The following is a 24,423-nucleotide window of genomic DNA, read 5'->3' on the forward strand; positions in this document are numbered from 1 at the left end:
AAAGACGGTCCAAGCATTACGGCTCAGGGCATTGATGCGGGCAAAAAGAAAATCACCAATGTGGCGAATGGCGATATCAGCGCGTCTTCGAAAGATGCCATCAATGGCAGCCAGCTGCATGCTGTTGCTAATAGCATTTATAACAGTATCGGCGGTGGAACGGTTATCAATAAAGATAGCAGCCTGACGACATCGAATATCGGCAATACGGGTAAAAACACCATTCACGATGCAATTGATTCAATCAATAATGTGGCGAATAACGCCAACAAAGGTTGGAACTTAACTGCAAATGGTCAAGACCAAAGTACTGTGAAACCTGGTGACACGGTTGATTTTGCAAATACGGATGGCAACATTCAGGTGAGCAAAAATGGCAATCAAATTAAGGTCGATTTAGCGAAAGATCTTAATCTAGGTAAAGATGGCAGCATTAAAACCGGTGATACCACCGTTGATGATAATGGCTTGACCATCGCAGGCGGCCCGAGTGTGACCAAAAATGGTATCGATGCTGGCGGCAAGAAAGTAACCGGTGTTGAAGATGGTGAAATTGCCAAAGGCTCAAAAGATGCAGTCAACGGCGGTCAGTTGCATGAAGCGATTAACAACGTAAATAGCAATGTGACTAAAGCCAAAACCACTGTTTCAGAAGGCGAAAACATCGTAGTGAGTCAGACCACCAATAAAGATGGCAGTACCAACTATAATGTTGCGACCAAAAAAGATGTCAATTTTGACACTGTGAATTCGAATAAGGTCACGGTTGGTGATGTGGTGATCGACAAGGATTCAGGCATCAATGCGGGTAATCACAAGGTCAGCGGTGTTGCTGATGGGGCTATTAGCAAAGACTCCAAAGATGCCATCAATGGATCTCAACTTCATACAAGCAATACTAATATTTATAATCATTTAGGTGGTGGCGCAAACTATGAAACCAATACCGGTCCGACTTATAACGTCGGTGGAGGGTCTCATAATAATGTGGGCGATGCTTTAAGTGCATTGGATAACCGCGATAATCAGCTTGATCAAAAAATTACCAATCTTGGCGATCAGCTAGAGCAAGCATTTTATAGTGCCAATGAGCGCATTGATGGTGTAGAAAGACGTGCTAATGCGGGTATTGCAGCTGCAATGGCATTAGAAACAGCACCTTATGTTGCTGGCAAATGGACCTATGCAGCGGCTGCAGCACATCATGCTGGTGAAAATGCAGTCGGTGTGACTTTAAGAAAAACTGCGGATAATGGACGTTGGTCATTAACCGGCGGTATTGCTGCTGCTTCTGAAGGCGATCCAAGTTTCCGTATCGGTATCAGCGGTGTAATTGATTAATACGCAATCGATGAAAACTAAGGAAGGCTGGTTTCAGTCTTCCTTACATATTTAACTTTAGAGATTCAATGACTTATGAAAAAAATTGTTAAAAGCATCATCGGTGGTGTATTGCTTGTAACCACAATGTCAATTTATGCTGAGATTGAACCCGTACAAACCCAGCAAGAAGTGGTCTTTCCAAAAATTGAAAATAGTTATTTGGAACAAGTTCAGCGTTATGAGTATGCTGATGTAGCACGTTTAAGCACTGGTTTGACCAAGGAACAATTCCGCCATATTTTAGGAAATCCGCATTTTAGTGAAGGTGTTTTCTTTGTTAAAAAATGGAATTATGTTTTGGATATCCGCAAGCCGAACACACAAGAGTATAAGCGCTGCCAATTGCGTATCGATTTTGACAAAAAAAGCTTATCTGAACGTTTAAGCTGGAAAGGTGAAGCGTGTGAAGAGCTTATGCTGCGTTCGGAAAATATAACGCCTGTTCCTGAGGCTCCAGTTATTGATGAGGCAGTTTCACAGCGAAATGCTAATGTCCTTTTTAACTTTGACCGTTTTGATGAGCAAGCCATTATCGGAGGTTCTCAAATTCTGGATGGGATAGCTGCAAATATTAAAGCTGCAGCATCTCAAGATCCTGTGGTCATTACGGGTTTTACTGACCGTTTAGGTAATGTGGGCTATAACCAGAAACTGTCACAAAAACGCGCCTCAACGGTTGCTGATTATTTGGTTAAATCCGGTATACCCTCTGAACGTATTCGTATTGAAGCAAAGGGCGTAACTGAAGAATATCAAAGCTGTGCAGTAACTGTACGGGCGGATATGGTACCGTGCTTAACACCAAATCGGCGTGTGAATATTAGCTGGTAAAGCTTATATAGTTTCAGATTTTAATTAAAGAGTAAGTGTTTCAGTTAATTCTCTAAATTAAAATAAAGGATAACCCCATCCCGTGATGGGGTTATCCTTTTGCAGGTTTAATGAACTTGCTTTATTTAGTTCATTAACCATTGGAGATGATGATTGTTGAAGTTATCTACACCAAAAATAATCCGCATACGGTACAAATAATCTTAAGCCTCGCTATATAAATTCAGACAAGAAAGCTGAAACTGAATGAGTAACCCTTATAATCTCGTTTAGAATTTAAAAACAGTTTGCCATCATTAAAAAATGGGGCGAAATTTTAATAAAGCTTAGTCACTTGCTCGGTTCTTATTGACTTAATCGTGATTGTTAAGAAATTAATTGGATAAAAATGAGTTTTTATTTGTCTTAAAGTTAACAATAATATAATTTATGTAAAAAATTTTATATTTAGAAGAAATATTTTTTTGTTTTCGATATTTGAAGTTTAAACTGCAGTAATATGAGCTGAATATCTTTTAAATTTTAGTGTGTTGATCTCATGAAAATAGTTTCCCTTGCTTTAATTGTCCCTCTTTTTATTTTTAGTACAGTAAGTTTTGCGAAAACAACACAGGTATTAAAAAATCCGGCTGCTGGTGTGCTGTGCGACAAATATATTTGTGCCGATAAGACAGGCGTTTCAAAAAAACTAACTGAAAAATATCTTGGAAAACGTCAGGCTAAGAAGGTTTTTTCTCAAGGTGAATTTGATACTTCTGCGTTTACGTTTGCCAATGGTGTGTTCTGTGACAGCAAAACGAAACTTTGTCATGTTGATCGCTATTTTGACGGCAAAAACAAGCGCAGCGCAGTAGAGCCTAAAGCAACGAAACAATTATTTGGGAAGTAAGATTTTTAAGCGGCAGTTGTATTTAATCAATGTTTCACTACTTTAATCACCTTGATTAAATAATAATGATGGATCATTAGGTTTAGATAAATATATCATTATGTAAATTACATAACTTATTTAACTTCCGTTCATACAGGTTAATCTAAATCCTGTGATGCAAAGCGGCGTTCAAGATGATTGAGCGCTTTGCTTTTTTCATTTTAGTATATATTGGTAAATCATTAATTTCTGGATTTATTTACTCAGATAGCGAAGGGTAAATTGACGATATTCTTGTTGGCAGAATTCTAAGCTTTTTATACGTTTGGCAGAGCCGTGAATAAAATCCTCAATTTTTTGATCTGCTGATTTAGATTCTTGAGCTGATTTAGTTAAACCTTTGAGGGCGGCTAAAAATCACCTGAAAACTCTAATGCAAGTTGCTTAATTTCAATAATTGCTTTTTTATCTGTATCAAATTTAAATACCGGAAATCCAATTGCATTTGCATCATCATATACATTGTGGTTCGGTAATCCCCCCTATAAATAATATAAAAATCTATTCACCAATTTTTCCTATTTAACACAATGGCGGTTATACGGCATCAACATGCAAGTCTCAAGTAAAAATGTCCGCTATTAGAAGATGCGTGTTTGCGGTCTTCTTAGCGGACGGTTTGCTGTATTAGTGTCTAGGCTGGATAAAGAACTTAAACAATTTTAGTATGGGCGCCCGCCTGCAAGACTGATGCGCTTAAGCAAACGGCGCTGATCGGCAGGGAAAGGGCGGCGCGAGTGTAAAGTGGCTTGGTTGTCCCAAAACACAATATCGCCTTGTTCCCAATGATGTTCATAATGAAATTCAGGTTTTAAAATATGGTCGCGCAGTTTGGCAATCAATTCACTTCCAGCCTGATCGTCATAATTGACCAATTCGACTTCATTATGTGTATTCAGCCACAGTGCTTTGCGGCCGCTTTCAGGATGTGTGCGCACCAGCGGGTGAGGATAAGCATGGCCAATAACAGGCTGGTCTTTAAAACGGTATTTAGGAAATGTGCCGTAACCGCCATCTTTGGGCGCGCCTTTATTGCTTTGGAAGCGTACAAAAGGATTGTAGGTAATCAGCTGCAGCGTGTCCAAATGCTGTTTCGTTTCATCATCTAAGGCATCATAGGCTTTAATTGTATTGTACCAAGAGGTCTGACCGCCGTCTTTAGGCAGTTCAATCGCGTAGAGCAGAGAACCAAAAGAAGGCAGGGGGGTCCATTGATGGTCGGCATGCGGTGCGAGTTCACCATAGCCTGTATAATCGCCTTGGCCCACTGCGTTGGATACAGGCACCACGTCTGGCGGTGTGCCAGTATCGCTTTGGGTGGCTAATACCGGGGTGTCAGAACTGGGGCGGAAAATAGAGCCAAAATAGCTGGCAAAGGCTAAATACTGAAAATCATCTATGCTTTGCTGCTTGAAAATTAAAATTAAATGTTCAGCCAGCGCCTGTTTCAGGCGCAGAATGGTTTCTCCAGATTGCGCTTTTTTTGCATCCAGTCCAAAAACAGCTGCGCCTAAGGCTTCTCCAGCTAAAGGGACAATTTTGATTTCTTGCGGGTTTTGAAACTGATCTTCCTGATGCCAGCGGGGCGCATCATGTATCGCTTGTGAAAGTTGGGTTAAAGCCGTCATTGTTATTTCTCTAAAGTATTTTGCATGCACTGAATTTAAGAAAGATGCATGCGCAAGAGAAATCATAAGAATTGCTAAACTTATGAATAAATAAAGAAAATAGATTAAATTGCTGATTTATTGGCTTTTAGTTATTTTGGAAAATCTCAGCAGGAAAACTGCTGGAAAATGTCAATTTTTTGACACTGTTCACGCTGTCTTTGTGCGGATAAAAGCCAGTAACGCCAATTGATGCGTTTTAGACTGGCATTGTTAATGCGCGCAAAAAGCATGATTGAAATATTCAAACAGTTGAGGCGTTTTCATCCAGAGCGCAATAGCCAGCGCCAAAAAAGCCACGGCTATTGCAAGAATGGTGAGTTTTAATCCAAGCATTGAATCAGTCATGTATGACATGCTCCTCTGTGACAAAGAAATGCATCAGCACCCCTAAGATGCTCAATACCAGTGAAAGCGCCCAAACCATATTATAGTTGCCTGTCATATCATGGTTCAAGCCGCCGAGCCAGCCGCCAAAGAATGAACCGACCTGGTGAGTAAAAAATACAATGCCGCTGAGCATGGACAGGTATTTCACGCCAAACATGTTTGCCACAATGCCATTGGTTAAGGGCACGGTAGAGAGCCATAAGAGTCCCATAATGGCGCCAAAGGCATAGATTGTCCATGCACTTAGCGGCAGCATCAAAAAGGCGATGATGGCGATGCCGCGCAATCCATACAGCCACATCAGCAAATGCGGCTTAGAAAATTTTCCGCCCAGCCAGCCCGCACCGTATGTGCCAAAAATATTAAAAAGTCCTACTAATGCAAGGAAAATGGTTCCCGTTGCTGCGCTGAAGCCATGATCTATCAGATAACCAGGCAAATGGATGCCAATGAAGACCACTTGAAAGCCGCAGACTAAGAAACCTAAGGCCAAGAACCAGAAAGGTTTGTGATTTTTGGCAATGATTAAAATATCTTTAAAGCCTAAACTGGGCTTATTTTCTAAGGACTGTGCAGAGGGCGCGCTATACATCGGCGCTTTCAGCATCCATGCCAAGGGAATGATCAGCGCAGCCAAAATAGCGCTGACCATTAAAGCGGCTGACCAGCCAATATTTTGCAGCAGCAGCAGGGTAGATGGCAGCATAATGAATTGCCCAAACGATCCTGCAGCGCTGGCAATCCCCATCGCTAAACTACGTTTTTCCGGATGCGCGGCACGGCCAACTGCGGACAGTAAAACTGGAAATGAGGTTGCGGAAAGCGCAAGGCCTAATATTAAGCCGGCGCTTAAATTCAGCATCAGCCCTGTAGAGCTGAACGCCATCATCAGCAGGCCTAAGGCGTACAGCAGCCCGCCGACAGCAACAACTATTTTACTACCGTATTTGTCTGCAAATGCGCCTGTAATGGGCTGTACGGCACCCCAGATGAGGTTCTGCATTGCAATCGCTAAACTGAATACATTATGTCCCCAGCCAAACTCATCACTCATGGGTACCAGATACAGGCCAAAGCCATGCCGTATACCCAGTGATAGCGCCAAAATAATGGCGCTGCCGATCAGCATATAAATGAGAGGCTTTGAAAATTGCGTGTCAGTCATTTGGCTTTCTGTATGCGGTGCAGTATGCCTATATTATTCGATTCATTACATGAATACGATCAATTAATTTTCACCAAGTAATAAACTTTAGTTATGTAAAAGGGCAACAAAAAAGACGGCGAAAACCGTCTTTTAGATGAATGTTCGTGTATTTTTAGAAGCGCATGCCAACGCCTGCATAGGCAAGAATCGGATTGATTTCGATATCTGCTTTGGAGCGGATCAGCTCACCATGCGTATCGTCCGAAACAGTAATGGTGGTATCGCCGGATAAATGTGCATAGGACACAGACCCGACAGCAAACCATTTATCATTAAAGTCGTAGGTAAAGCCAAGGGTTGCGATCGGTGCAAAAGCATCTGAAGCGTCTACATCGACTTTTGTATTGGCGTTGCTTGGCTTGCCGTCTAAGGCCGCTCCAGCTTTACCGTCTTTAATATTGGCAATCATATGGCCAGCTGCAATTAAATCCTGCTCAGTGCGCGGGTTGATTTCCACTTCATTGAAATAGGCATACATCATGCCCAATCCGACATAAGGGCGGAATTTATTGATGCCGGTTTTGCCAAAATGGTATTGGAACTCTGCTGCGGGAGTCCATGCGCGGGCAGAGGCGGCAGGGCCATAGGCTTCTAAGTCAGTAATCAGTAGACTGTTTTTCATTGCAATTTGCGGTAAATCTATAATTCCCAGTTCCGGTGTAGCAATGGCTGCAAACGGGGCATAAATTTTGCCTTTGCCCATCAAGTCCACTTTAGGCGGTATGCCGGCTTTCATCTCAAAGGATACATGGTCTGTGAAAAAGTAGTTGGTCATGATGCCAAGAGTTGTAACATCGTCTGCTTCTAAGCCCGTTCCTTGATTGTCCCAGCTTTCAAGTCCATTAATTTCTGCTGTGCCGCTTAACGCTGCAGGCAGCGTGTCAGAGCCTAACTTATCTAAAACGCCAACAAACCAAGTTGAAATATTGGGACTCATCTCAGGATCTAGATTGGCTTTTACCGCATCAATAGAAATATCTCCAACGGCCGCTTTTTCACCATTTTTTACGGATGTATTGACCTTAAACGGCTGCGCTTTGCCTTGCGGCATGACATGCAAAGCGCCGACAGAGACGGAGAAGCGCTTGAAGCCATCGCCATCATGCAGGCTGAAATAGGGTGAGTCAGCATGGCTGATCATTGGTACGGCAAGCATGGACGTTGCCATGCACAGTAAAGTTTTTTTCATTCAAAGGACTCCATGTCCAAAACAGCTATTGGAATTTTTTTTAGCAGGCCAATTATGCGAATGAAAAACGGGAATGAATGTTATTGAAATCGGATATACCGGTAGGTTTCATGTTAAAAGTAATGCGATTTGTTTAAGAATGATGACTTTATTTTAGTAATTATGTAAAAAAACATTATAAAAAGTTATGAAAAGCAGGCCTTAAGTGCCTGCTTTTAGTCAACTTATTTAAAATTAAAATCGGATTCCGACACCTGCGTAGATCATCAATGGGTTTATTTCAATGTCTGCTTTGGAGCGGATCAGCTCTCCCAATTTTGCATCAGTGACCGTGATGGTGGTTTCATTTTTAAGCTGTGCATAGCTGATGGATGCCGCTACAAACCATTTATCATTGAAGTCGTAGGTAAAGCCAGCGGTCACGATGGGCGCAAATGCATCGGTCGCTTCTAAATCGACTTGCGGATTGGCGCTGCTGGTTTTTCTTTCAAGTGATGCGCCAGCTTGCCCTTGTTTGATATTGGCAATCATATGGCCGGCTGCAATTAAATCCTGCTCAGTGCGCGGATTGATTTCAAGCTCATTAAAATAGGCATACATCATGCCTGCGCCGACATAAGGACGGAATTTATTGATGCCGGTTTTGCCAAAGTGATACTGGAACTCAAAAGCAGGTGTCCAAGCGCGGGCGGACGCTGCTGGCCCATAAGCGCCCAGGTCTGTGATGAAGATATTGTTTTGAAGATCAATATTCATGAACTTTAATGGCAGGCCCAGAAGTTCTGGCGTTGCAATGGCTGCAAATGGCGCATAAATTTTCCCTTGGCCTTGCAAGTCCACTTTAGGCGGAATGCCGGCTTTCATTTCAATAGACACATTATCGGTAAAAAAGTAGCTGGTCATCAGGCCAAGGGTCGTGACATCATCCGCTTCAAGTCCCGTGCCTGGATTGTCCCAGCTTTGCAGTCCACTAATTTTTGAGCTGCCGCTTAAGTTTGCAGGCAAGGTGCCTCCGGTTAAATAGCCTAAACTTTTCAGGGCCGCGGCTAAACCAGCCTGATCAACATTTTTATTCAGGTTGTTGAGTACCGTATCAACTTTAATTGCGCCGTTTTTGGCTACAGTGCCGTCCGGGACAGCCGTTTGCACAGTAAATGGCTGCGCTTTGCCTTGCGGCATGACATGCAAAGCGCCAGCTGAAACGGAAAAGCGCTTAAAGCCTTTGGCTTCCATGCTGAAATATTTTGAAAAATCTGCGGCTTGAGCCGTGGCAGAAATAGACGCGAAACTTGCGGCAATACATAAGAATGCTGATTGATGCATTTAGGGAACTCCATTTTTTGTTTTATTAAAGTGTTATAAGTGGCTGTATTTGAAATAATGTATGCCTTAATTTTTATTCAGAAATTTTATACGGCCGTATTTAAAAGCGGAATATCATTTGAGGATTAAGCGATCAAATCAATGAACTGATCAATCCATTTACAGCTGAGCCATGAATAAAACTGAAATTTTTCAATCTGAGCAGTGCCAATGCTTCTTACAGTCTTTGCGCATTTTTGGAAGCCTCTAAGCAATGGATTTCCCCAAAGCCTGAGTTTTTTGTACAATATGGGCAGAATGAATTGAGTAAATCACATGAGCACCCCAAATTCTCCCAAGAAAAAAGCTACTGTGAAACTTCCGTTTCCGGTTGTTTCAGCTGAGCAGGCGCAGCAAGATTCCGTGCATAATCAAGTCCGACCAAAGCCGGAAAACTATGCGGACCGGACTTGGATGCCGCCTCGCGGTACGCGCCGATCTATGGGCAAGCGTTAATAAAAAACCTGCAGAAATGCAGGTTTTTTTTATGCTTTATTCGAAGAATAGCGCGCTAGCAGGCATAGTATTTTTTCTTTTGTTCATACATCAGCGCATCGGCACGTTTCAGTAAATCCTCAATGCGTTCATTCGGCAGTGTGCTGGCAGAACCAATAGACAGGCTCATGGGGTGTAATGAATGATACTGATTGTCGACATGCATGAGTTCCTGAAGGCTGTTTAGACTGGTTTGCAGTGAAGCCTCATCAGCATTGGGAAGCAGGACGACAAATTCATCACCGCCAATGCGTGACGCAGAATATTGCGTATGCTGAATCAGCTGATTCAGCAGATTGCCAATTCGCCGCAGCTGTTCATCGCCGGCATCATGGCCGTAGTTGTCATTAATGTCCTTTAATCCATTTAAGTCAATGAAAATACAGGAGACAGGGCGCTGAATGCTGCGCTCCAGACGGTTAATTTCTTCGGTATAAAAGGTGCGGTTATACAATTTGGTTAAGACATCGTGCTTGCCTAAATATTCTAAATAGTTTTCCGCTTTTTTACGTGCAGTAATGTCAATCAATGCAACTTGAACGGTGCTCCAAGTTTCTTCATAGCCTGGAAAAACGGTAAATTGCAGAATGACATGGCGGATGCTGCCGTCCAGCGCATAATTGACCGCTTCATGCTGATGATGAATTTTCCCTTCCCATAAATCCTGCAGCTGTTTACGGAAAGTATGATTCATTTCCTGACTGAAGACTTTATGAATATTTTTCAGCAGTGTATTTTTGTCTGGGGCGCCAAACAGGGTTAATGTTGCCTGATTCACATCCACAATGATGATTTCTTTAATGCACTGCTGCACAAAATCTGGGTGGACATCTAAAAAAGTAGAGAAGTCTTCGATGCCGATGGAGCGCAAATAATCCAGTTTGGCCTTTACTAGGCTGAAATCTTCGACCCATAGTGAGGTTGGGGAATAATTGAAGCGCGCCTCGGCAATTTGGCGGTTTTTTTCTTCCTGCCGGCGGGCATTTTGATAAGGCGTAATATTTTCTGTGCTGATTAGGACTTTTGACCAGTCATGCTCATATCCCGGCAAAATGGTACAGCGCAGCTGGATATCTAAACGGCTGCCTGAAATCGTATAATTTACAGAAGTATTGATGAAATGGGTTTTGCCTTCCCACAGCTGCACCAGCTCTTCGATATGCGTTTGAAGCATATCCTGCTGGAAAATGGTCGGTAAATTTTCACATAAATGCTCAAGGTGTTCGGCTTCGTATAGTTCCAAAGTGCGGGTATTGACCTGCAGTATTTTAATTTTACTGGCGCTTTCTGCGACTTTTGCGGTGTTGTTTAATAAATATTGACGTAAGTCCTCAATCCCTTGTTTTCGCCACAGATCCAATTGCTGTTTTATTTCGCTAAAATCTTCAAGCCATAACGGGATCGGGGATATATGAAATATAGAATTATTATGAGGTATCATGTCTCGGCCTGTTAGGAGCGGTTTCGTCATTGTACAATTAAGATATTGTTTGTTTACTGTGATTTATGTCTCAAAAAGTAACTGAAAAAATTAAAAAATAGAATATAAATTTATAAAAAAAAGCCAATCCGCACGGATTTGGCCTTAAATGAAAAAATAGTAGAACTTGAAGATTATTTTTTCGATCTATTGGCTGCTCTAGGCGGGCTGATTTCCCGCTGTCCTAACCAAACATCGGCAAAATCCTTTTCATTGATATTGTAGAGTTCAAGCAATGCCAGAATGGCACCGCCAAACATCAGGGCGTCTTCTGCTGAATGCTCGAACTCAAATACTTTGCCTTGCAGCACATGCATAATATCCTGTATTTCAAAAGTACGGTCGCGGCCATTGCTGTCAGTCGGGTAAATTTGCGTATTGAGGATGATTTTTGCTGCGCTTTTTTCATTCTCGGTTAAATCCAGCGTATCAACCGTTTCTTCAGCATTCGCTGCAAAAATTACACTGTCCGAGAAAATGGCCTGTAAAAAATGCTGTGTCAGCTTGGGCAGGGCTTTTTCGACAAAGGGGCGGAAGGACACTGGAAAAATAACATTATGGGAAATACCTTTAAACATTGGAGCAATTTCTTCAACTTTATAGCCAGCAACACCGCAGCCCACAGAGGTAATAAAATATTTAGATTTAGGATGATTCTTGGTATAGATTTTAAAGTCATCAATATAGTGCTGAATTTGCGACAGCGGCATTTGCTGCAAATGCTCATTCATGGTGGGAATCGCAAAGCTTTGGCCTGCCCAGCCGCGTCCAACGCCTTTCATTGCGCCAAAATGCAGCAGCGCAGTTTTTGCAGCGCCTCCTGCATGTGTGCCTGCCATGTTGCTGCCGAATACAAAAATTGTATCTTCAGGTAAGCTTTTAACGATGCTCTCGTCATGATAATGATAAGTCATAGGCTGCGCTGCTGTCATAATCCTTTGGTTTCATGTTGCCTTTGAACGCGTATCGGGTCAAGGAAAAAGCATGCTTCATTTATGAAAAATGATGAGATCAATTGGGGTTTGATGAACCGGAGGGCATTTATTCCATGAGCCGCTGAAACTGTTTCTGCAAAGTTTTTTCGATTTGGCCTGAATGCAAACTGCCTCGCATTTGCTTTAGGCGCCGTGATGGGAACGATCAGAGCGTTTGCAGTGTTCTGACGGCATTTCACTCTTGAGTAATCTTAATTAGCCCTCATAATTGAAACAGTCAATTTCAGCAGCGCATTGGACCATACGTTTTATGAGTGAGCATCAACCTTTCGAATTAGTCACCCATTATCAGCCCGCAGGCGATCAGCCGCAGGCGATTGAAAAGCTGGTGCGCGGTATAGAACAGGGATATCACGATCAGCTGCTGCTGGGGGTAACGGGTTCGGGCAAGACCTATACCATGGCTAATGTGATTGCTCAGACACAGCGGCCCACGATTGTCATGGCACACAATAAGACGCTGGCGGCCCAGCTGTATGGCGAATTTAAGGCATTTTTTCCAAACAATGCCGTGGAATATTTCGTCAGCTATTATGATTATTATCAGCCCGAAGCGTATGTGCCGTCTTCAGACACCTTTATTGAAAAAGACTCATCCATTAATGATCACATCGATCAGATGCGTTTGTCAGCAACCCGCGCCCTGTTGGAACGCCGCGATGCCATTATTATCGCTTCTGTATCGGCAATTTACGGCTTAGGTGATCCGAATGCCTATATGAGCATGCTGCTGCATATTGTGCAGGGCGATGTGCTGAACCGTGATGACATTATCCGCCGGCTCGTCGAGATGCAATACAGCCGCAATGAACTGGAATTCTTGCGCGGCACATACCGCATCCGCGGCGAAATCATTGATATCTTCCCCGCTGAATCGGATCAGCATGCCATCCGCATTGAATTGTTTGATGATGAAGTGGATTCAATCCGCTGGTTTGATCCCTTAACGGGCAAAATGATCCGTAAAGTGCCGCGGGTGACCATCTATCCTAAAAGCCATTATGTGACGCCTAAAGATAATTTGACCCGTGCCATAGACACCATTCGGGATGAACTGAAAGACCGTTTAGGCTTTTTCCGCGCCAATGACAAACTGCTGGAAGCGCAGCGGATTGAACAGCGCACCCGCTATGATTTAGAAATGATGCAGCAGCTGGGCTATACCAACGGCATTGAAAACTATTCACGCCATCTTTCCGGCCGTCCTGCTGGGGAAGCGCCGCCGACTTTATTTGATTATGTGCCGGATGATGCCTTGCTGATTATTGATGAATCGCATGTCACAGTTCCGCAAATTGGCGCAATGTATAAAGGCGACCGTTCGCGTAAAGAGAATCTGGTGAATTACGGTTTCCGCCTGCCTAGCGCGCTGGACAACCGCCCGATGAAATTTGAAGAATGGGAGCGCATTGTTCCTTCGACTATTTATGTCAGTGCGACGCCTGCCAAATACGAATTGGAAAAATCTGAACAGATTGTTGAACAGGTGGTGCGCCCAACAGGCTTGGTCGATCCTGAAATTGAAATCCGCCCAGTCCTGACACAGGTCGATGATGTGCTGTCGGAAATTAACAACCGGAAAGAATTGAATGAGCGGGTGCTGGTGACGACGCTCACCAAGCGCATGGCGGAAGACCTGACCTCATATTTAAAAGAATATGGTGTGAAAGTGGCTTATCTGCATTCTGACATTGATACCGTAGAACGGACTAAAATTATTCATGAACTGCGTTCAGGCGTTCATGATGCATTGATCGGCATTAACTTGCTGCGCGAAGGCCTAGACATGCCAGAGGTGTCTTTGGTTGCGATCTTGGATGCAGACAAGGAAGGCTTTTTGCGGTCAGAGCGGTCACTGATTCAGACAATTGGCCGGGCAGCGCGTAATTTAAACGGCAAAGCGATTTTGTACGCAGACCGTATTACGGACTCCATGCAAAAAGCCATTGATGAAACAGACCGCCGCCGTAATAAGCAGCTGGAGTTTAATGAATTGCATGGCATTGTGCCGCGCAGCGCCGTGCGTCAAGTCGCGAAAGATTTGGATGATGGCGAAGTACTGAATGATGATGAAATTGAAGCCGGTATCAGCGATCAAAGCAAGGCGCTGAGCGCGGATGAACAGCATTTGCTGTCTGATCCGAAGCTGTTTTCGAAACATCTCGGCAAGCTTGAAAAAGAAATGCTGAAAGCGTCAAAAGACTTGCAGTTTGAGCAGGCCGCACGCCTGCGGGATGAAATTTTGCGTTTAAAAGCGCAAATGCTTCAATAAGCTAAAGTTGCAGAAAAGCCAGCGGAAGATGTAAAACTTATTGAAAATCATTACAGAACATAGACAGTTAGGATGCTTTTAAAGCAGTATCTTTTAAGAAATCTGCTTGTTAAAAAAGCAAAGTTTGACAGTAAAGGTATTCATAATGATGAAAAAAAATATTCCGAAAGCTGGCTTTACCTTAGCTAAAATTGCGGTAGGCGGGGCTATTTTAGTGGGCTTAGGCATGGCAACCATGGCTTATGCGCAAAGCAAGCCCTTAGCTGTAGTGGATAAGATTGAATTAGACCGCTATTTGGGGGTGTGGTACGAAATTGCGCGCAAGCCCATGTACTTTCAAAATAAATGCGGAAGCAATGTCTCGGCTACTTATACCTTGAACGAAAACGGCAATGTCACTGTAGATAACCGCTGTTATACCCAAGACGGCAAACTGATGCAGTCGATTGGCGAAGCATTTGTACAAAACCCGCCTTTTAACAGCAAGCTGAAAGTGAGTTTTTTGCCTGAAGCTGTGCGCTGGCTGCCTGTGGCGCGGGGGGATTATTGGATTTTGAAAATTGATGATGACTATCAGACCGTTCTGGTCGGTGAGCCGCGGCGCAATTATATGTGGGTATTGTCGCGGACGCAGCATCCTGAGCAAAGCGTGATTAATGAATATTTAGACTATGCCAAGTCGGTCGGTTATGACTTGGGTGATTTGATTCATACCAAGCAGACCGTCAAGTAAATATTGAAATACAGCGTACTCAAAAACCATGCTCAGGCATGGTTTTTTCTTTGCGGGCATGCCAGTCTTCAATCTGCTTGAAAATTCAAGTATTATCAGCGAAAAATTTGCAAGACTTTGTTGAGGTGAGGGATGTATAAGGGCGTTACATTGTCTGTATTGGCATCTGTCACTTTTGGCATTTTATATTTTTATACGCATTTTTTGCAGCCTTTAGACAGTGAGCAGACGTTTGCTTGGCGCATGCTGGCAACCTTGCCGTTTTTGACGCTGTTTATGTGGTGGACGGGCGATTTAAAGCAAATCGGTGAAATTTTTAAGCGGATTTTCAAGCAGCCGTGGATGCTGCCGTGGCTGATTTTCAGTTCGGTTCTATGCACCACGCAGCTGTGGCTGTTTTTATGGGGGCCCATTAACGGCCGGGGCTTACAGGTTTCACTTGGCTATTTCCTATTGCCTTTGGTGATGGTGCTGGTCGGCTGTGTGCTTTATAAAGAAAAATTAAGCCGCTGGCAGCTGGCTGCCGTTGTGCTCGCTGTGCTGGGTGTCGGCCATGAACTTTGGCGTATCGGCAATATTGCATGGGAAACCGCCTATATTGCTTTGGCTTATCCTTTGTATTTCTTCCTGCGCCGTGTTTGTAAAACCGATCATTTGGGCGGGTTCTGGTGGGATTTGTTCTTGATTTTGCCCGTTGCTGTGTATTTAGCATTTTTCTACAGCGACAGCATTTCATTAATGCTGAATGCCACTCACCTGATTTGGGCCGTTATTGGCTTAGGTTTTTTAAGTGCATTTGGTTTAGGCAGTTATATCTTGGCCAGCCGTTATTTGCCTTTTGTGGTTTTTGGCCTATTGAGCTATTTAGAACCCGTTTTATTGGCTTTTGCATCAATTATGCTGGGGGAGCGGGTCGAAGCAACAGAATGGCTGACTTATATTCCAATCTGGCTGGCGGTGGTGCTGCTGGTGATTGAAGGCTGTCTTCATCTTGCAAAGCAGAAGCGCAATGCAAACATATTGGCCCGCAACCGCGGCAAGGTGCAGGAACGTTTGGACATGGAATAATGCGGCGCGTGATTTCTCTTCAAAGATATTTTTTAAAGACCAATGTTTTGAACGTTTGAAAAAATAAAGGGCGGTGTGAATGGTCAAATCTTTCATGCAATTTAAAGCAGCGTCATGCAAAGTTTAAAATCAATTTCACTAATCTATGCTGATCATTAATTGCAGTATTTATCAATTTGTTTGATAAAGAAGCAAATAAACAAAAATATAAAAAATCTTTTAAATTGCGTATTAAATTCTTTTTAAAAGCAAAATCATAATAGTAATTGCAACTATTTTATAAATTTATAATGAATATATGACAAAAACATCATGCATTTACAGCTTTCGATTCAAACTTGGCGCTAAATCCTTTACAATTGTTGGGTTTTAAAATTTATGCTTAGATTAAATTAATTAGAGGACGTATCTGTGAGCAAAGAGACTATCATCGCCCTACACGCAGAACACCAAGGTCGCTGGAAAAACCGTGAAGAAATCGCGGAACAAATGATCGCTTTGATCGGTCAGCTTTACCGTGAAAAAAATATTGTGGTTTCAGTGTTTGGACGTTCTTTAGTTAACCGTTCAGTTATCCAAATTTTAAAAGCGCACCGTTTCACTCGTATGATGGACGTTGAGCTTTCAGTTGTACACACGTTCCCAATTCTTGAAGCGTTGGCTAAAATTGAAAATATTGGTACTGCTGAAATTGATCTAGGCAAATTAGCCGTTGCATTTAAAGAGCAAGGTGGCGATGTTGACGCATTTGTTGCAGCCGCTGTGAAATCAGTTGAAGGTCGTGCGACTTCAGTTGAAGGTCGTGACGTTGTCCTTTACGGTTTTGGTCGTATCGGTCGTATTCTTGCACGTTTAATGATTGGTCAGTCTGGTCTTGGCCGTGGCTTGAACCTAAAAGCGATTGTAGTTCGTAAGTCATCTGATGGTGATTTGGAAAAACGTGCGTCTTTACTACGCCGTGACTCAATCCATGGTCCATTCTCTGGTACGATTTCTGTTGATGAAGAAAACGAAGCAATCATTGCCAACGGTCAATTCATCAAAGTGATTTATGCGTCGAATCCAACTGAAGTTGATTATACTGATTATGGTATTAGCAATGCGTTAGTGATCGACAACACGGGTAAATGGCGTGATGCGGAAGGTCTTGCTCAACACCTTAAGTGCCCAGGCGCTGCACGTGTGATCTTGACTGCACCAGGTAAAGGTGACATGAAGAACGTGGTGTTTGGTGTGAACCAAGCAGACATTCTTGATGAAGATACCATTATCTCGGCTGCAAGCTGTACAACCAATGCAATTACACCAACACTTAAAGTTTTGCATGACAAATACACAGTGTTGAATGGTCATGTTGAAACAGTTCACTCGTTTACAAACGACCAGAACTTAATCGACAACTACCATAAAGCAGACCGTCGTGGTCGTGCTGCAACGTTGAACATGGTGATTACTGAAACAGGTGCGGCTAAAGCGGTTGCTAAAGCACTTCCAGCACTTCAAGGTAAACTGACAGGTAACTCTGTACGTGTTCCAACACCAAACGTTTCTCTTGCGATTTTGAACTTAACTTTAGATAAAGAAGTTGATCGCGACGAAGTGAACGAATACATTCGTAAAATTTCAATCAGCTCTAGCCTTCAAGGTCAGATCGGTTATACCAACTCGACTGAAGTTGTATCATCTGACTTTATCGGTTCGCGTACAGCAGGTGTATTTGATGCGCAAGCAACAATCACTTCGGGCAACCGTTTAACTGCATATGTTTGGTACGATAACGAAGTCGGCTATAGCTGCCAAGTATTACGTATTGCAGAGCAAATGGGCGGCGTAAGCTATCCAAAAATTCCAGCTGAAACAAATGCATAATTTGTCATAGCGACTAAAAAGAGCCTCAATTGAGGCTCTTTTTTTTTTGCGCAGCTGCATGTATCCAAGCTGATTAGATACGTGGGAATGACATCAATATTGGCTTGAGCACTCAGCGTTGCCAATGTTTAATCCCTACTAATTTACTTAGAATAATTAAAATATTGTGTAAAATAGGGTGATAAAAAATAACAGTGTCTGGTTGCTATACCGCCGACAATGACTTTATAGGCTGACAAAAGGATGATATTTGTCAGCTCAAAAGAGAATAGAACAAAAGGAATTTGGATTTGCAAGTGAAGCATATGCTAAGCGGATTGGCATTCATTGTGTTGGCATCTGTATGCGGTGTACTTATCGCTATTTGGATGTTTAAACACTTTAATATTTATATTCCCTTAGAAAATCAAAAAGTCAGCATTGATCTGCAAGAACCTTTACAAGCTGAGGTTAAAATTCATGATGCCTTGGATGTTGATGTTACAGGGCGCGTAAATGCGGAAATTCCGATCCGTGAAAACCTGAATATTCCACTGACCCAAACCCTGACGCCACGGGTATATTTTGATAATCAGGTTCCGATTAAAACCACCATTCCAGTGCGTGAAACCTTGAAAATTAATCAGAGCATGCCTGTGGATACCAAGGTGCAGGTGAAAGTCATGGGGCGGGATGTGACTTTGCCTTTAAAAGGCAATATTCCCATTCAGCTGGATGTGCCGATTCATATTGATGTGCCACTTGAGCAGCAGGTGCACCTCAAATTTGATGCGCCTGTGAAAACAGTGCTGAAAGAAAACCTGCATATTCCAGTAAATACAGTGGTTAAAACTAATATTCCCATACAGGGGCATTTAAATGTTCCAATTAAAACGGCATTGAAAGCGTCGGTGGATGTACAAAATACATTGCCAATTGAAATTAAGCAGGGGGAGTTGAAAATTCCACTCAATAGCTTGCAATTACTGCGTGAAAAACCTCTACCTCAAGAACACGTGAAGCCATAGGAGGGAGTATGTGGATATTCCAGTCGGCGAAGCGGCTTGTATTGAGTTTTGTGTGTGTTGTGATTTTGGTGGGTGTGCTGTTTTGGCTGTACCTGAATATTCAAGCCAGTATGCAAGTGTCTGCGAGTGAAGCAAAAATTCAACTGTCAGACTCCTTACCGACAAAAATCCAAGTGGGTAATTATTTAGAAACCCAATCCGTTGGGACTCTAGATACACAGCTGAAAATTGATCAAAAAATCAATCTGCCTTTGACTGGGAAATATTTGGCAAATTTAGAGTTTGAAGTAGAAGTGCCGGTTTCAGTATCTGTTGATTATCAAACCGAGGTGCTGATTGATCAAAACATGCCGCTGGAGACAACTACGGATTTAATTTATCAAAATAAACTGTTGCCTAAGTTTCCACTCACTTTAGATATTCCGATTAAGCTGGCTGTGCCATTTCATTTAAAGCAAGACTATCAGGTTCCAATCAAAATTATGTTTAATGGCTTGGTCTATTTTGAGTTTGATGAGCAAGTGCGTCTGCATATGCTGCATCAGTTTACGCCGCAGTTAAATTTAAATGACCCAATGACTATGCGCAAAATAGCAAGCTTCAATGCCACCATGTACAACACAGAGCGAAGCACGACTGCAAATTTGGAGATGAATATGACTTTGCCCGTGAGGAATATTCATCCATGAAAAAAACACCGCCAATCATTGGCGGTGTTTGAATCTGAAGATTAAATGGGCGGCTTAAAGCGCAGCTTTAATCGCGTCTTGGATGCGGGTGGTCTTACGGCCAATTAACTGTTCTAAGTCTTTGCTGTCGCTGTACATCGCGCCTTTGGCGGTTTGCACATCGGCATCCACAATCACATCGATCAAGTGTGTAGGGAGGCCGGCTTGAGTTAAGCCTTGATGCAGGTCATCGGCAGACAGGTTTTGATAAGTGACGGACTTATGCGCCGCTTGACCGATGAATTGAGCCAAATCCGCTTTAGTAAAACTTTCTGAACCTGCCAATTCATAGGTTTTGTTTTCATGTCCAGCGCTGGCTAAAACTTTGGCAGCCGCTTCTGCATAGTCTTCGCGGGAAGCCGAGCTGATCTTGCCGTCTTGCGATGCGCCATACAGCACGCCAGATTCAGCAATCTGCTGCACAGTAGCTAAATAATTATCGCTATACCAGTTGTTGCGTAAGAAGGTATAAGCAAGGCCACTGTCTTGAATCAGCGCTTCGGTTTCACGGTGTTCTTGCGCTAAGCCGAGTGGGGATGTGTCTGCACGCAGTAAGCTGGTATAGGCAATATAAGGTACGCCAGCCTGTTTGGCTGCTTCAATCACAGCTTTATGCTGCGGTGTGCGGCGGCCAATTTCATTGGCTGAAATCAGCAGCAGTTTGTCTACGCCTTGCAGAGCGGGAGCAAGCGTTTCGGGCGCGTCGTAATCAAAGTGGCGCAGTTCAATGCCTTGCTGTTTAAGTGGAGCGGCTTTGGCTTCACTGCGGACTAAGGCAATAATTTGCGAAGCCGGAACGTCCTTTAACAGTGCTTGAATCACCAATTGACCGAGTTGGCCTGTTGCGCCAGTAATTGCAATTTTCATCGTCTTTCCTCTGGATATGTCTTTATGACGTGTCTATAAAATATACTTGATGATTGAATCATAATCTGATAACTTACGAAATGTAAGTACGTACCAAAAAGTTAGTTTGTTACGAATTGGAGAGATTTAGTGAGCACATATGCTTCGAGCAAATTATTAGGTCAAGTTTTATCCGCAAACTGTCCTTCACGGGAAATCTTAGAGCACATCACCAGTAAATGGGCTGTTTTAGTATTGCGCTGCCTGAGCGAAGGGGTGCATCGTTTCAGCGAATTAAAACAGCGTATAGAGGGCATCAGTGAAAAGATGCTGTCACAAACCTTAAAGACACTGGAGCAGGATGGCTTGATTTTGCGCACCGTATATCCGGTGGTTCCGCCAAAAGTAGAATATCAGCTGACGATTACAGGTTCACAAGCTGCGGAAAAAGTGATGTATTTAATCAGCTGGATTGAGCAGAATATACCGGACATATTAAGCAATAAAATCAGCAGCAAAAGCGCTTAAATTTAATGATGGCGCTGTGCTGAACAGCTGCTGGAGAACAAGGCAAAGATGCGTTGAATGCGCAGAATAGTCTGGTGCAAAGGATTATCAGCGCATTTTCTAAGAGTCAATGGATTAGGCATTTTCTGTAGGCATTGATTTAGGATTTGCGGCATAGGCCATTGAAAGGCATAGCGCAGCCATGAGCGGATATCGAGTCTTTCAAAGCTGTCTATGGAAAGCCGCAGATCAGGATATACAGATAAGCAGTATTTTGTTTTTATTCCATTTTTATAGAAAAGGCATCACCGGTTTCGTATTTTGATATTCATCTATGTGTAAGTGACAACGCAATTGCTATGCCGCTGGCGGCATGGATTCTGGCCATTATTAATGCCATTAATAGCGTGATTTTAAGCAAATTAATCATGAGTACGGTCATTGTTGCAGGGATCAAGCGCTGAAGCATCAGGCTGGAATATTAAAAGAATAATCATGTGCTGAACATTTGCCTATTCGCCGCAGTGTTGAAGACTTTATGCCGCCGTTAGCAATACCGCTAAAAATGAATGCTGTTTAATAACAGAGCGGGTCTTTGCGGCTTTCAATCAAGTGTCAGTTCCGCTGAATCAGCATCAAAAACAGATTGCGGCTGCAGGATGAAGGCTGGTCATCGCCATGACAATTTGCAAAATATTGATGAATGGCCTAAAGCTGCCGCTGAATAATGTGGCATGCTGCTAAATCACTTGCAAAAGACTTCATCTGCATGATTTAGCAGCCTTTAAATGAATATTAAATATAGGTATTTCTGCAAACGGATCATATCTGCCTTTCACCTGATAGCGCTAGAAACAGCAGCCGCTGGATTGAAAATGGATGCATTTTAGTATCCAGTTTTCATGCATGCGCGGTATGTCTGGCAAAAATGAAGAAATATCTATGCAACATGAATAATTCTATTCGAGAAATTTTGTAAAATATGGCAGAATAGGCGGTTTTAAAGTATTTAGAGGATTGGCAGCATGCGCTTTGTTGATGAAGCAGTCATTACCGTAGAGGCTGGCGACGGTGGCAATGGCGTAGCCAGTTTTCGCCGAGAGAAATTCGTACCGTTTGGCGGTCCCGATGGTGGCGATGGCGGCCGTGGCGGCAGTGTTTATGTTCAGGCTGATAATGATACAAGCACGCTTGTAGATTACCGTTACACCCGCAGATTCCGTGCAGAACGCGCTAAAAATGGCCGCGGCGCAAACTGTTCGGGCCGTGGCGGTGAAGACACCGTATTATTTGTTCCTGTTGGAACAACCATTGTTGATATGGAATCTGGTGACATTATTGGAGATTTGGTTGCCGATGGGCAGCGCGTGCTGGTTGCCGCGGGCGGTGATGGCGGCTTGGGCAATACGCACTTCAAGTCATCGACCAACCGTTCACCGCGTAAGTGTACGCATGGCGCTAAAGGCGAATACCGTGAAATTCGCCTAGAATTGAAAGTACTGGCGGATGTTGGCTTGCTGGGCATGCCAAATGCAGGCAAATCAACATTTATCCGTGCTGTATCCGCGGCTAAACCGAAAGTTGCGGACTATCCATTTACTACGATGGTGCCTAATCTAGGGGTTGTAGATGCAGATCGTCACCGTTCATTTGTTATGGCGGATATTCCAGGGCTGATTGAAGGCGCTTCTGAAGGTGCGGGTTTAGGTATCCGTTTCTTGAAGCATTTGGCGCGTACTCGCATTTTATTGCACATTGTGGATGTGCAGCCGATTGACGGTTCAGACCCTGCGTATAATGCCAAAGCAATTTTGGCTGAATTGGAAAAATTCTCTCCGACATTGTCTAAGCTGCCAATTGTATTGGTCTTGAACAAACTTGATCAATTGCCGGAAGAAAGCCGTGAAGAATGGTGCGCTCACCTTCTTTCAGAAATGGACTGGAAAGGCCCTGTATTCAAAACTTCGGGCTTAATGTCGGAAGGCACCAAAGACGTTGTGTATTACTTGATGGATCAAATTGAACTGCAGCGTGAGCGTGAAGTTGAAGATCCTGAATACGCAGCGCAAATGAAAGCGTTCCGTGACCAGCTTGAAGCGGAAACACGTGAACAAACCATCGCAGCGAAAGAAGCGTATCGTGAATTGCGCCGTCAGCAGCGTCTTGCAGGCCTATTGGCTGAAGATGATGACGAAGACGACGATGGTGAAGATGGTGAAGCGGAAGTGTACTACGTACGTTAAGCTCTTATTCAAGAGTAACTGAGGACAAGATGATAGAAGCGGTAGATGGGAAGCGGCAGCTTGATGATTGTAAGCGGATTGTAGTTAAGATCGGATCATCTTTACTCACAGCAAACGGCAAAGGTTTGGATTTGGACGCTATTTCGCATTGGGCGAAACAGATTGCAAATCTGCATGATGCAGGGCATGAAATTATCCTTGTATCTTCTGGCGCTGTGGCGGAAGGCATGGTCCGCATGAAGCTGGAAAATCGGCCCGCAGATCTACCCAGTCTTCAAGCGTGCGCAGCCATTGGTCAAATGGGTTTGATTCAGACGTGGTCGAGTGTTTTGGAAAACCATGGCATCCGTACTGCTCAAGTGCTTCTTACCCATGATGATTTGGCTGACCGCCGCCGTTATCTGAACTCATGCGACGCCTTGCAGCATTTAATTGACTGGCGGGTGATTCCTGTCATTAATGAAAATGACACAGTTTCGACCGACGAAATCCGTTTTGGCGATAACGATACTTTGGCTGCGATGGTTGCAGGTCAAGTGCATGCCGATTTGTTGATTATTTTGACAGATCAGCAGGGCATGTTTGATTCGGATCCGCGCTCTAATCCAAATGCAAAGCTGTTCCATACGGTACGCGCCTTGGATGAAAGCCTGTTTGATATGGCTGGCGGCGGCGGAAAGTTTGGCCGCGGCGGCATGCTGACCAAAGTCCGCGCTGCGCGTTTAGCGGCGAAATCAGGCTGTCCTACTCTGATTGCCAGCGGTGAAAGTGATAATGTGCTGTCGCGTTTAATGGGCGGTGAATTGCTTGGCACCTTGTTTATTACTGACAATGACCGTATGACTGCGCACCAGCAATGGCTGGCGGCGCATTTGCAGACTGCTGGCCGTTTGGTGATTGATGATGGCGCTGTTAAAGCGATTAAAGAAAACCACCGCAGCTTGCTGCCCGTTGGCGTGCGCGCCGTTGAAGGGCATTTTGAACGCGGCGATGTTGTAGAATGCGTAGATACGCAAGGCGGACGTGTAGCAGTGGGCCGTGTCAATTTCAGTTCCCGTTCTGCAGAAATCGTGAAAGGCTTGGCATCCGATAAAGTGCATCAGGTGTTGGGCGAGGCGCGTTCGCTGGAAATGATTCACCGCAATCATATGGCGATTTACTAAGCATTCTCGATTCAGCTGATGTATATAAAAAATCCCGCTTTCGAGCGGGATTTTTTA

General features: G+C 43.6%; 21 protein-coding genes. 13 read left to right on the forward strand and 8 right to left on the reverse strand.

Annotated features, from left to right (window positions below):
- The 3 genes from F941_RS05710 to F941_RS05720 all read left to right on the forward strand — a co-directional run.
- On the forward strand, nucleotides 1-1,341 hold a 1,341-nt coding region (locus F941_RS05710), incomplete at its 5' end, for a YadA-like family protein (protein WP_005008810.1).
- Between the two features lie 75 nt (nucleotides 1,342-1,416).
- Complete coding sequence (gene tpgA / locus F941_RS05715; RefSeq protein ID WP_005008811.1) at nucleotides 1,417-2,214, forward strand: trimeric autotransporter adhesin/peptidogylcan-associated protein TpgA; 798 nt, start codon at nucleotides 1,417-1,419, stop codon at nucleotides 2,212-2,214.
- Between the two features lie 538 nt (nucleotides 2,215-2,752).
- Nucleotides 2,753-3,103: a YcgJ family protein gene (locus F941_RS05720; protein WP_005008814.1), complete on the forward strand. Its 351-nt coding sequence runs from the start codon at nucleotides 2,753-2,755 to the stop codon at nucleotides 3,101-3,103.
- 704 nt (nucleotides 3,104-3,807) lie between these two features.
- Here the strand turns inward: F941_RS05720 and F941_RS05725 are convergent.
- From F941_RS05725 to F941_RS05745, 5 genes are all read right to left on the reverse strand, one after another.
- Nucleotides 3,808-4,773: a TauD/TfdA dioxygenase family protein gene (locus F941_RS05725; protein WP_005008816.1), complete on the reverse strand. Its 966-nt coding sequence runs from the start codon at nucleotides 4,771-4,773 to the stop codon at nucleotides 3,808-3,810.
- 252 nt (nucleotides 4,774-5,025) lie between these two features.
- Nucleotides 5,026-5,160 (reverse strand): hypothetical protein, encoded by a 135-nt coding sequence (locus tag F941_RS16820; RefSeq protein ID WP_005008817.1) that lies wholly within the window; start codon nucleotides 5,158-5,160, stop codon nucleotides 5,026-5,028.
- Nucleotides 5,153-6,367, reverse strand: a complete 1,215-nt coding sequence (locus tag F941_RS05735; RefSeq protein ID WP_005008818.1) for an MFS transporter — start codon at nucleotides 6,365-6,367, stop codon at nucleotides 5,153-5,155. The genes F941_RS16820 and F941_RS05735 overlap by 8 nt, the downstream gene beginning before the upstream one ends.
- A gap of 154 nt (nucleotides 6,368-6,521) precedes the next feature.
- Nucleotides 6,522-7,598 (reverse strand): OmpW/AlkL family protein, encoded by a 1,077-nt coding sequence (locus F941_RS05740; RefSeq protein ID WP_005008819.1) that lies wholly within the window; start codon nucleotides 7,596-7,598, stop codon nucleotides 6,522-6,524.
- A gap of 234 nt (nucleotides 7,599-7,832) precedes the next feature.
- Nucleotides 7,833-8,921 carry an OmpW/AlkL family protein gene (locus F941_RS05745; protein ID WP_005008820.1) on the reverse strand — a complete coding sequence of 363 codons (1,089 nt, stop codon included), beginning with the start codon at nucleotides 8,919-8,921 and terminating at the stop codon, nucleotides 7,833-7,835.
- A gap of 315 nt (nucleotides 8,922-9,236) precedes the next feature.
- Here F941_RS05745 and F941_RS05750 point away from each other — a divergent pair, with 315 nt between their 5' ends.
- Nucleotides 9,237-9,416, forward strand: a complete 180-nt coding sequence (locus F941_RS05750) for a hypothetical protein (RefSeq protein WP_005008822.1) — start codon at nucleotides 9,237-9,239, stop codon at nucleotides 9,414-9,416.
- 55 nt (nucleotides 9,417-9,471) lie between these two features.
- On the opposite strand, the gene F941_RS05755 is transcribed toward F941_RS05750, so the two are convergent.
- Both F941_RS05755 and F941_RS05760 read right to left on the reverse strand, forming a co-directional pair.
- On the reverse strand, nucleotides 9,472-10,896 hold the full coding sequence (locus F941_RS05755) for a sensor domain-containing diguanylate cyclase (protein WP_005008823.1): 1,425 nt from the start codon (nucleotides 10,894-10,896) through the stop codon (nucleotides 9,472-9,474).
- Between the two features lie 173 nt (nucleotides 10,897-11,069).
- Nucleotides 11,070-11,849, reverse strand: coding sequence for an A1S_2505 family phage non-structural protein (locus F941_RS05760; RefSeq protein ID WP_005008826.1), 780 nt, complete (start codon nucleotides 11,847-11,849; stop codon nucleotides 11,070-11,072).
- Nucleotides 11,850-12,180: 331 nt separating this feature from the next.
- On the opposite strand from F941_RS05760, the gene uvrB reads away from it, so the two are divergent.
- The 6 genes from uvrB to F941_RS05790 all read left to right on the forward strand — a co-directional run bounded on the left by uvrB (nucleotide 12,181) and on the right by F941_RS05790 (nucleotide 19,568).
- On the forward strand, nucleotides 12,181-14,202 hold the full coding sequence (gene uvrB / locus F941_RS05765; protein ID WP_005008827.1) for an excinuclease ABC subunit UvrB: 2,022 nt from the start codon (nucleotides 12,181-12,183) through the stop codon (nucleotides 14,200-14,202).
- A gap of 148 nt (nucleotides 14,203-14,350) precedes the next feature.
- Nucleotides 14,351-14,935 (forward strand): lipocalin family protein, encoded by a 585-nt coding sequence (locus F941_RS05770; RefSeq protein ID WP_026253424.1) that lies wholly within the window; start codon nucleotides 14,351-14,353, stop codon nucleotides 14,933-14,935.
- A 132-nt stretch (nucleotides 14,936-15,067) separates the two neighbouring features.
- Complete coding sequence (rarD, locus tag F941_RS05775; protein WP_005008833.1) at nucleotides 15,068-16,003, forward strand: EamA family transporter RarD; 936 nt, start codon at nucleotides 15,068-15,070, stop codon at nucleotides 16,001-16,003.
- A gap of 411 nt (nucleotides 16,004-16,414) precedes the next feature.
- Nucleotides 16,415-17,872: a glyceraldehyde-3-phosphate dehydrogenase gene (locus F941_RS05780; protein ID WP_004980374.1), complete on the forward strand. Its 1,458-nt coding sequence runs from the start codon at nucleotides 16,415-16,417 to the stop codon at nucleotides 17,870-17,872.
- 305 nt (nucleotides 17,873-18,177) lie between these two features.
- A complete protein-coding gene (locus tag F941_RS05785) occupies nucleotides 18,178-18,879 on the forward strand; it encodes an MFS transporter (protein ID WP_171065506.1) in 702 nt (233 codons plus the stop codon).
- A gap of 8 nt (nucleotides 18,880-18,887) precedes the next feature.
- Entirely contained in the window at nucleotides 18,888-19,568 is a 681-nt protein-coding gene (locus F941_RS05790) for a hypothetical protein (protein ID WP_005008838.1), read from the forward strand.
- 54 nt (nucleotides 19,569-19,622) lie between these two features.
- Here the strand turns inward: F941_RS05790 and F941_RS05795 are convergent, their stop codons facing one another.
- Nucleotides 19,623-20,474: an SDR family oxidoreductase gene (locus tag F941_RS05795; RefSeq protein WP_005008841.1), complete on the reverse strand. Its 852-nt coding sequence runs from the start codon at nucleotides 20,472-20,474 to the stop codon at nucleotides 19,623-19,625.
- A 129-nt stretch (nucleotides 20,475-20,603) separates the two neighbouring features.
- On the opposite strand from F941_RS05795, the gene F941_RS05800 reads away from it, so the two are divergent.
- From F941_RS05800 to proB, 3 genes are all read left to right on the forward strand, one after another.
- Nucleotides 20,604-20,981 (forward strand): winged helix-turn-helix transcriptional regulator, encoded by a 378-nt coding sequence (locus F941_RS05800; protein WP_005008845.1) that lies wholly within the window; start codon nucleotides 20,604-20,606, stop codon nucleotides 20,979-20,981.
- A 1,004-nt stretch (nucleotides 20,982-21,985) separates the two neighbouring features.
- The gene (cgtA, locus tag F941_RS05805) at nucleotides 21,986-23,203 is read left to right on the forward strand and encodes an Obg family GTPase CgtA (protein ID WP_005008848.1); all 1,218 of its coding nucleotides are present in this window, start codon (nucleotides 21,986-21,988) and stop codon (nucleotides 23,201-23,203) included.
- 29 nt (nucleotides 23,204-23,232) lie between these two features.
- Nucleotides 23,233-24,366, forward strand: coding sequence for a glutamate 5-kinase (gene proB / locus F941_RS05810; protein WP_005008849.1), 1,134 nt, complete (start codon nucleotides 23,233-23,235; stop codon nucleotides 24,364-24,366).
- Nucleotides 24,367-24,423: the final 57 nt, after the last annotated feature.

This window comes from Acinetobacter bouvetii DSM 14964 = CIP 107468 (assembly GCF_000368865.1).
GTDB lineage: Bacteria > Pseudomonadota > Gammaproteobacteria > Pseudomonadales > Moraxellaceae > Acinetobacter > Acinetobacter bouvetii.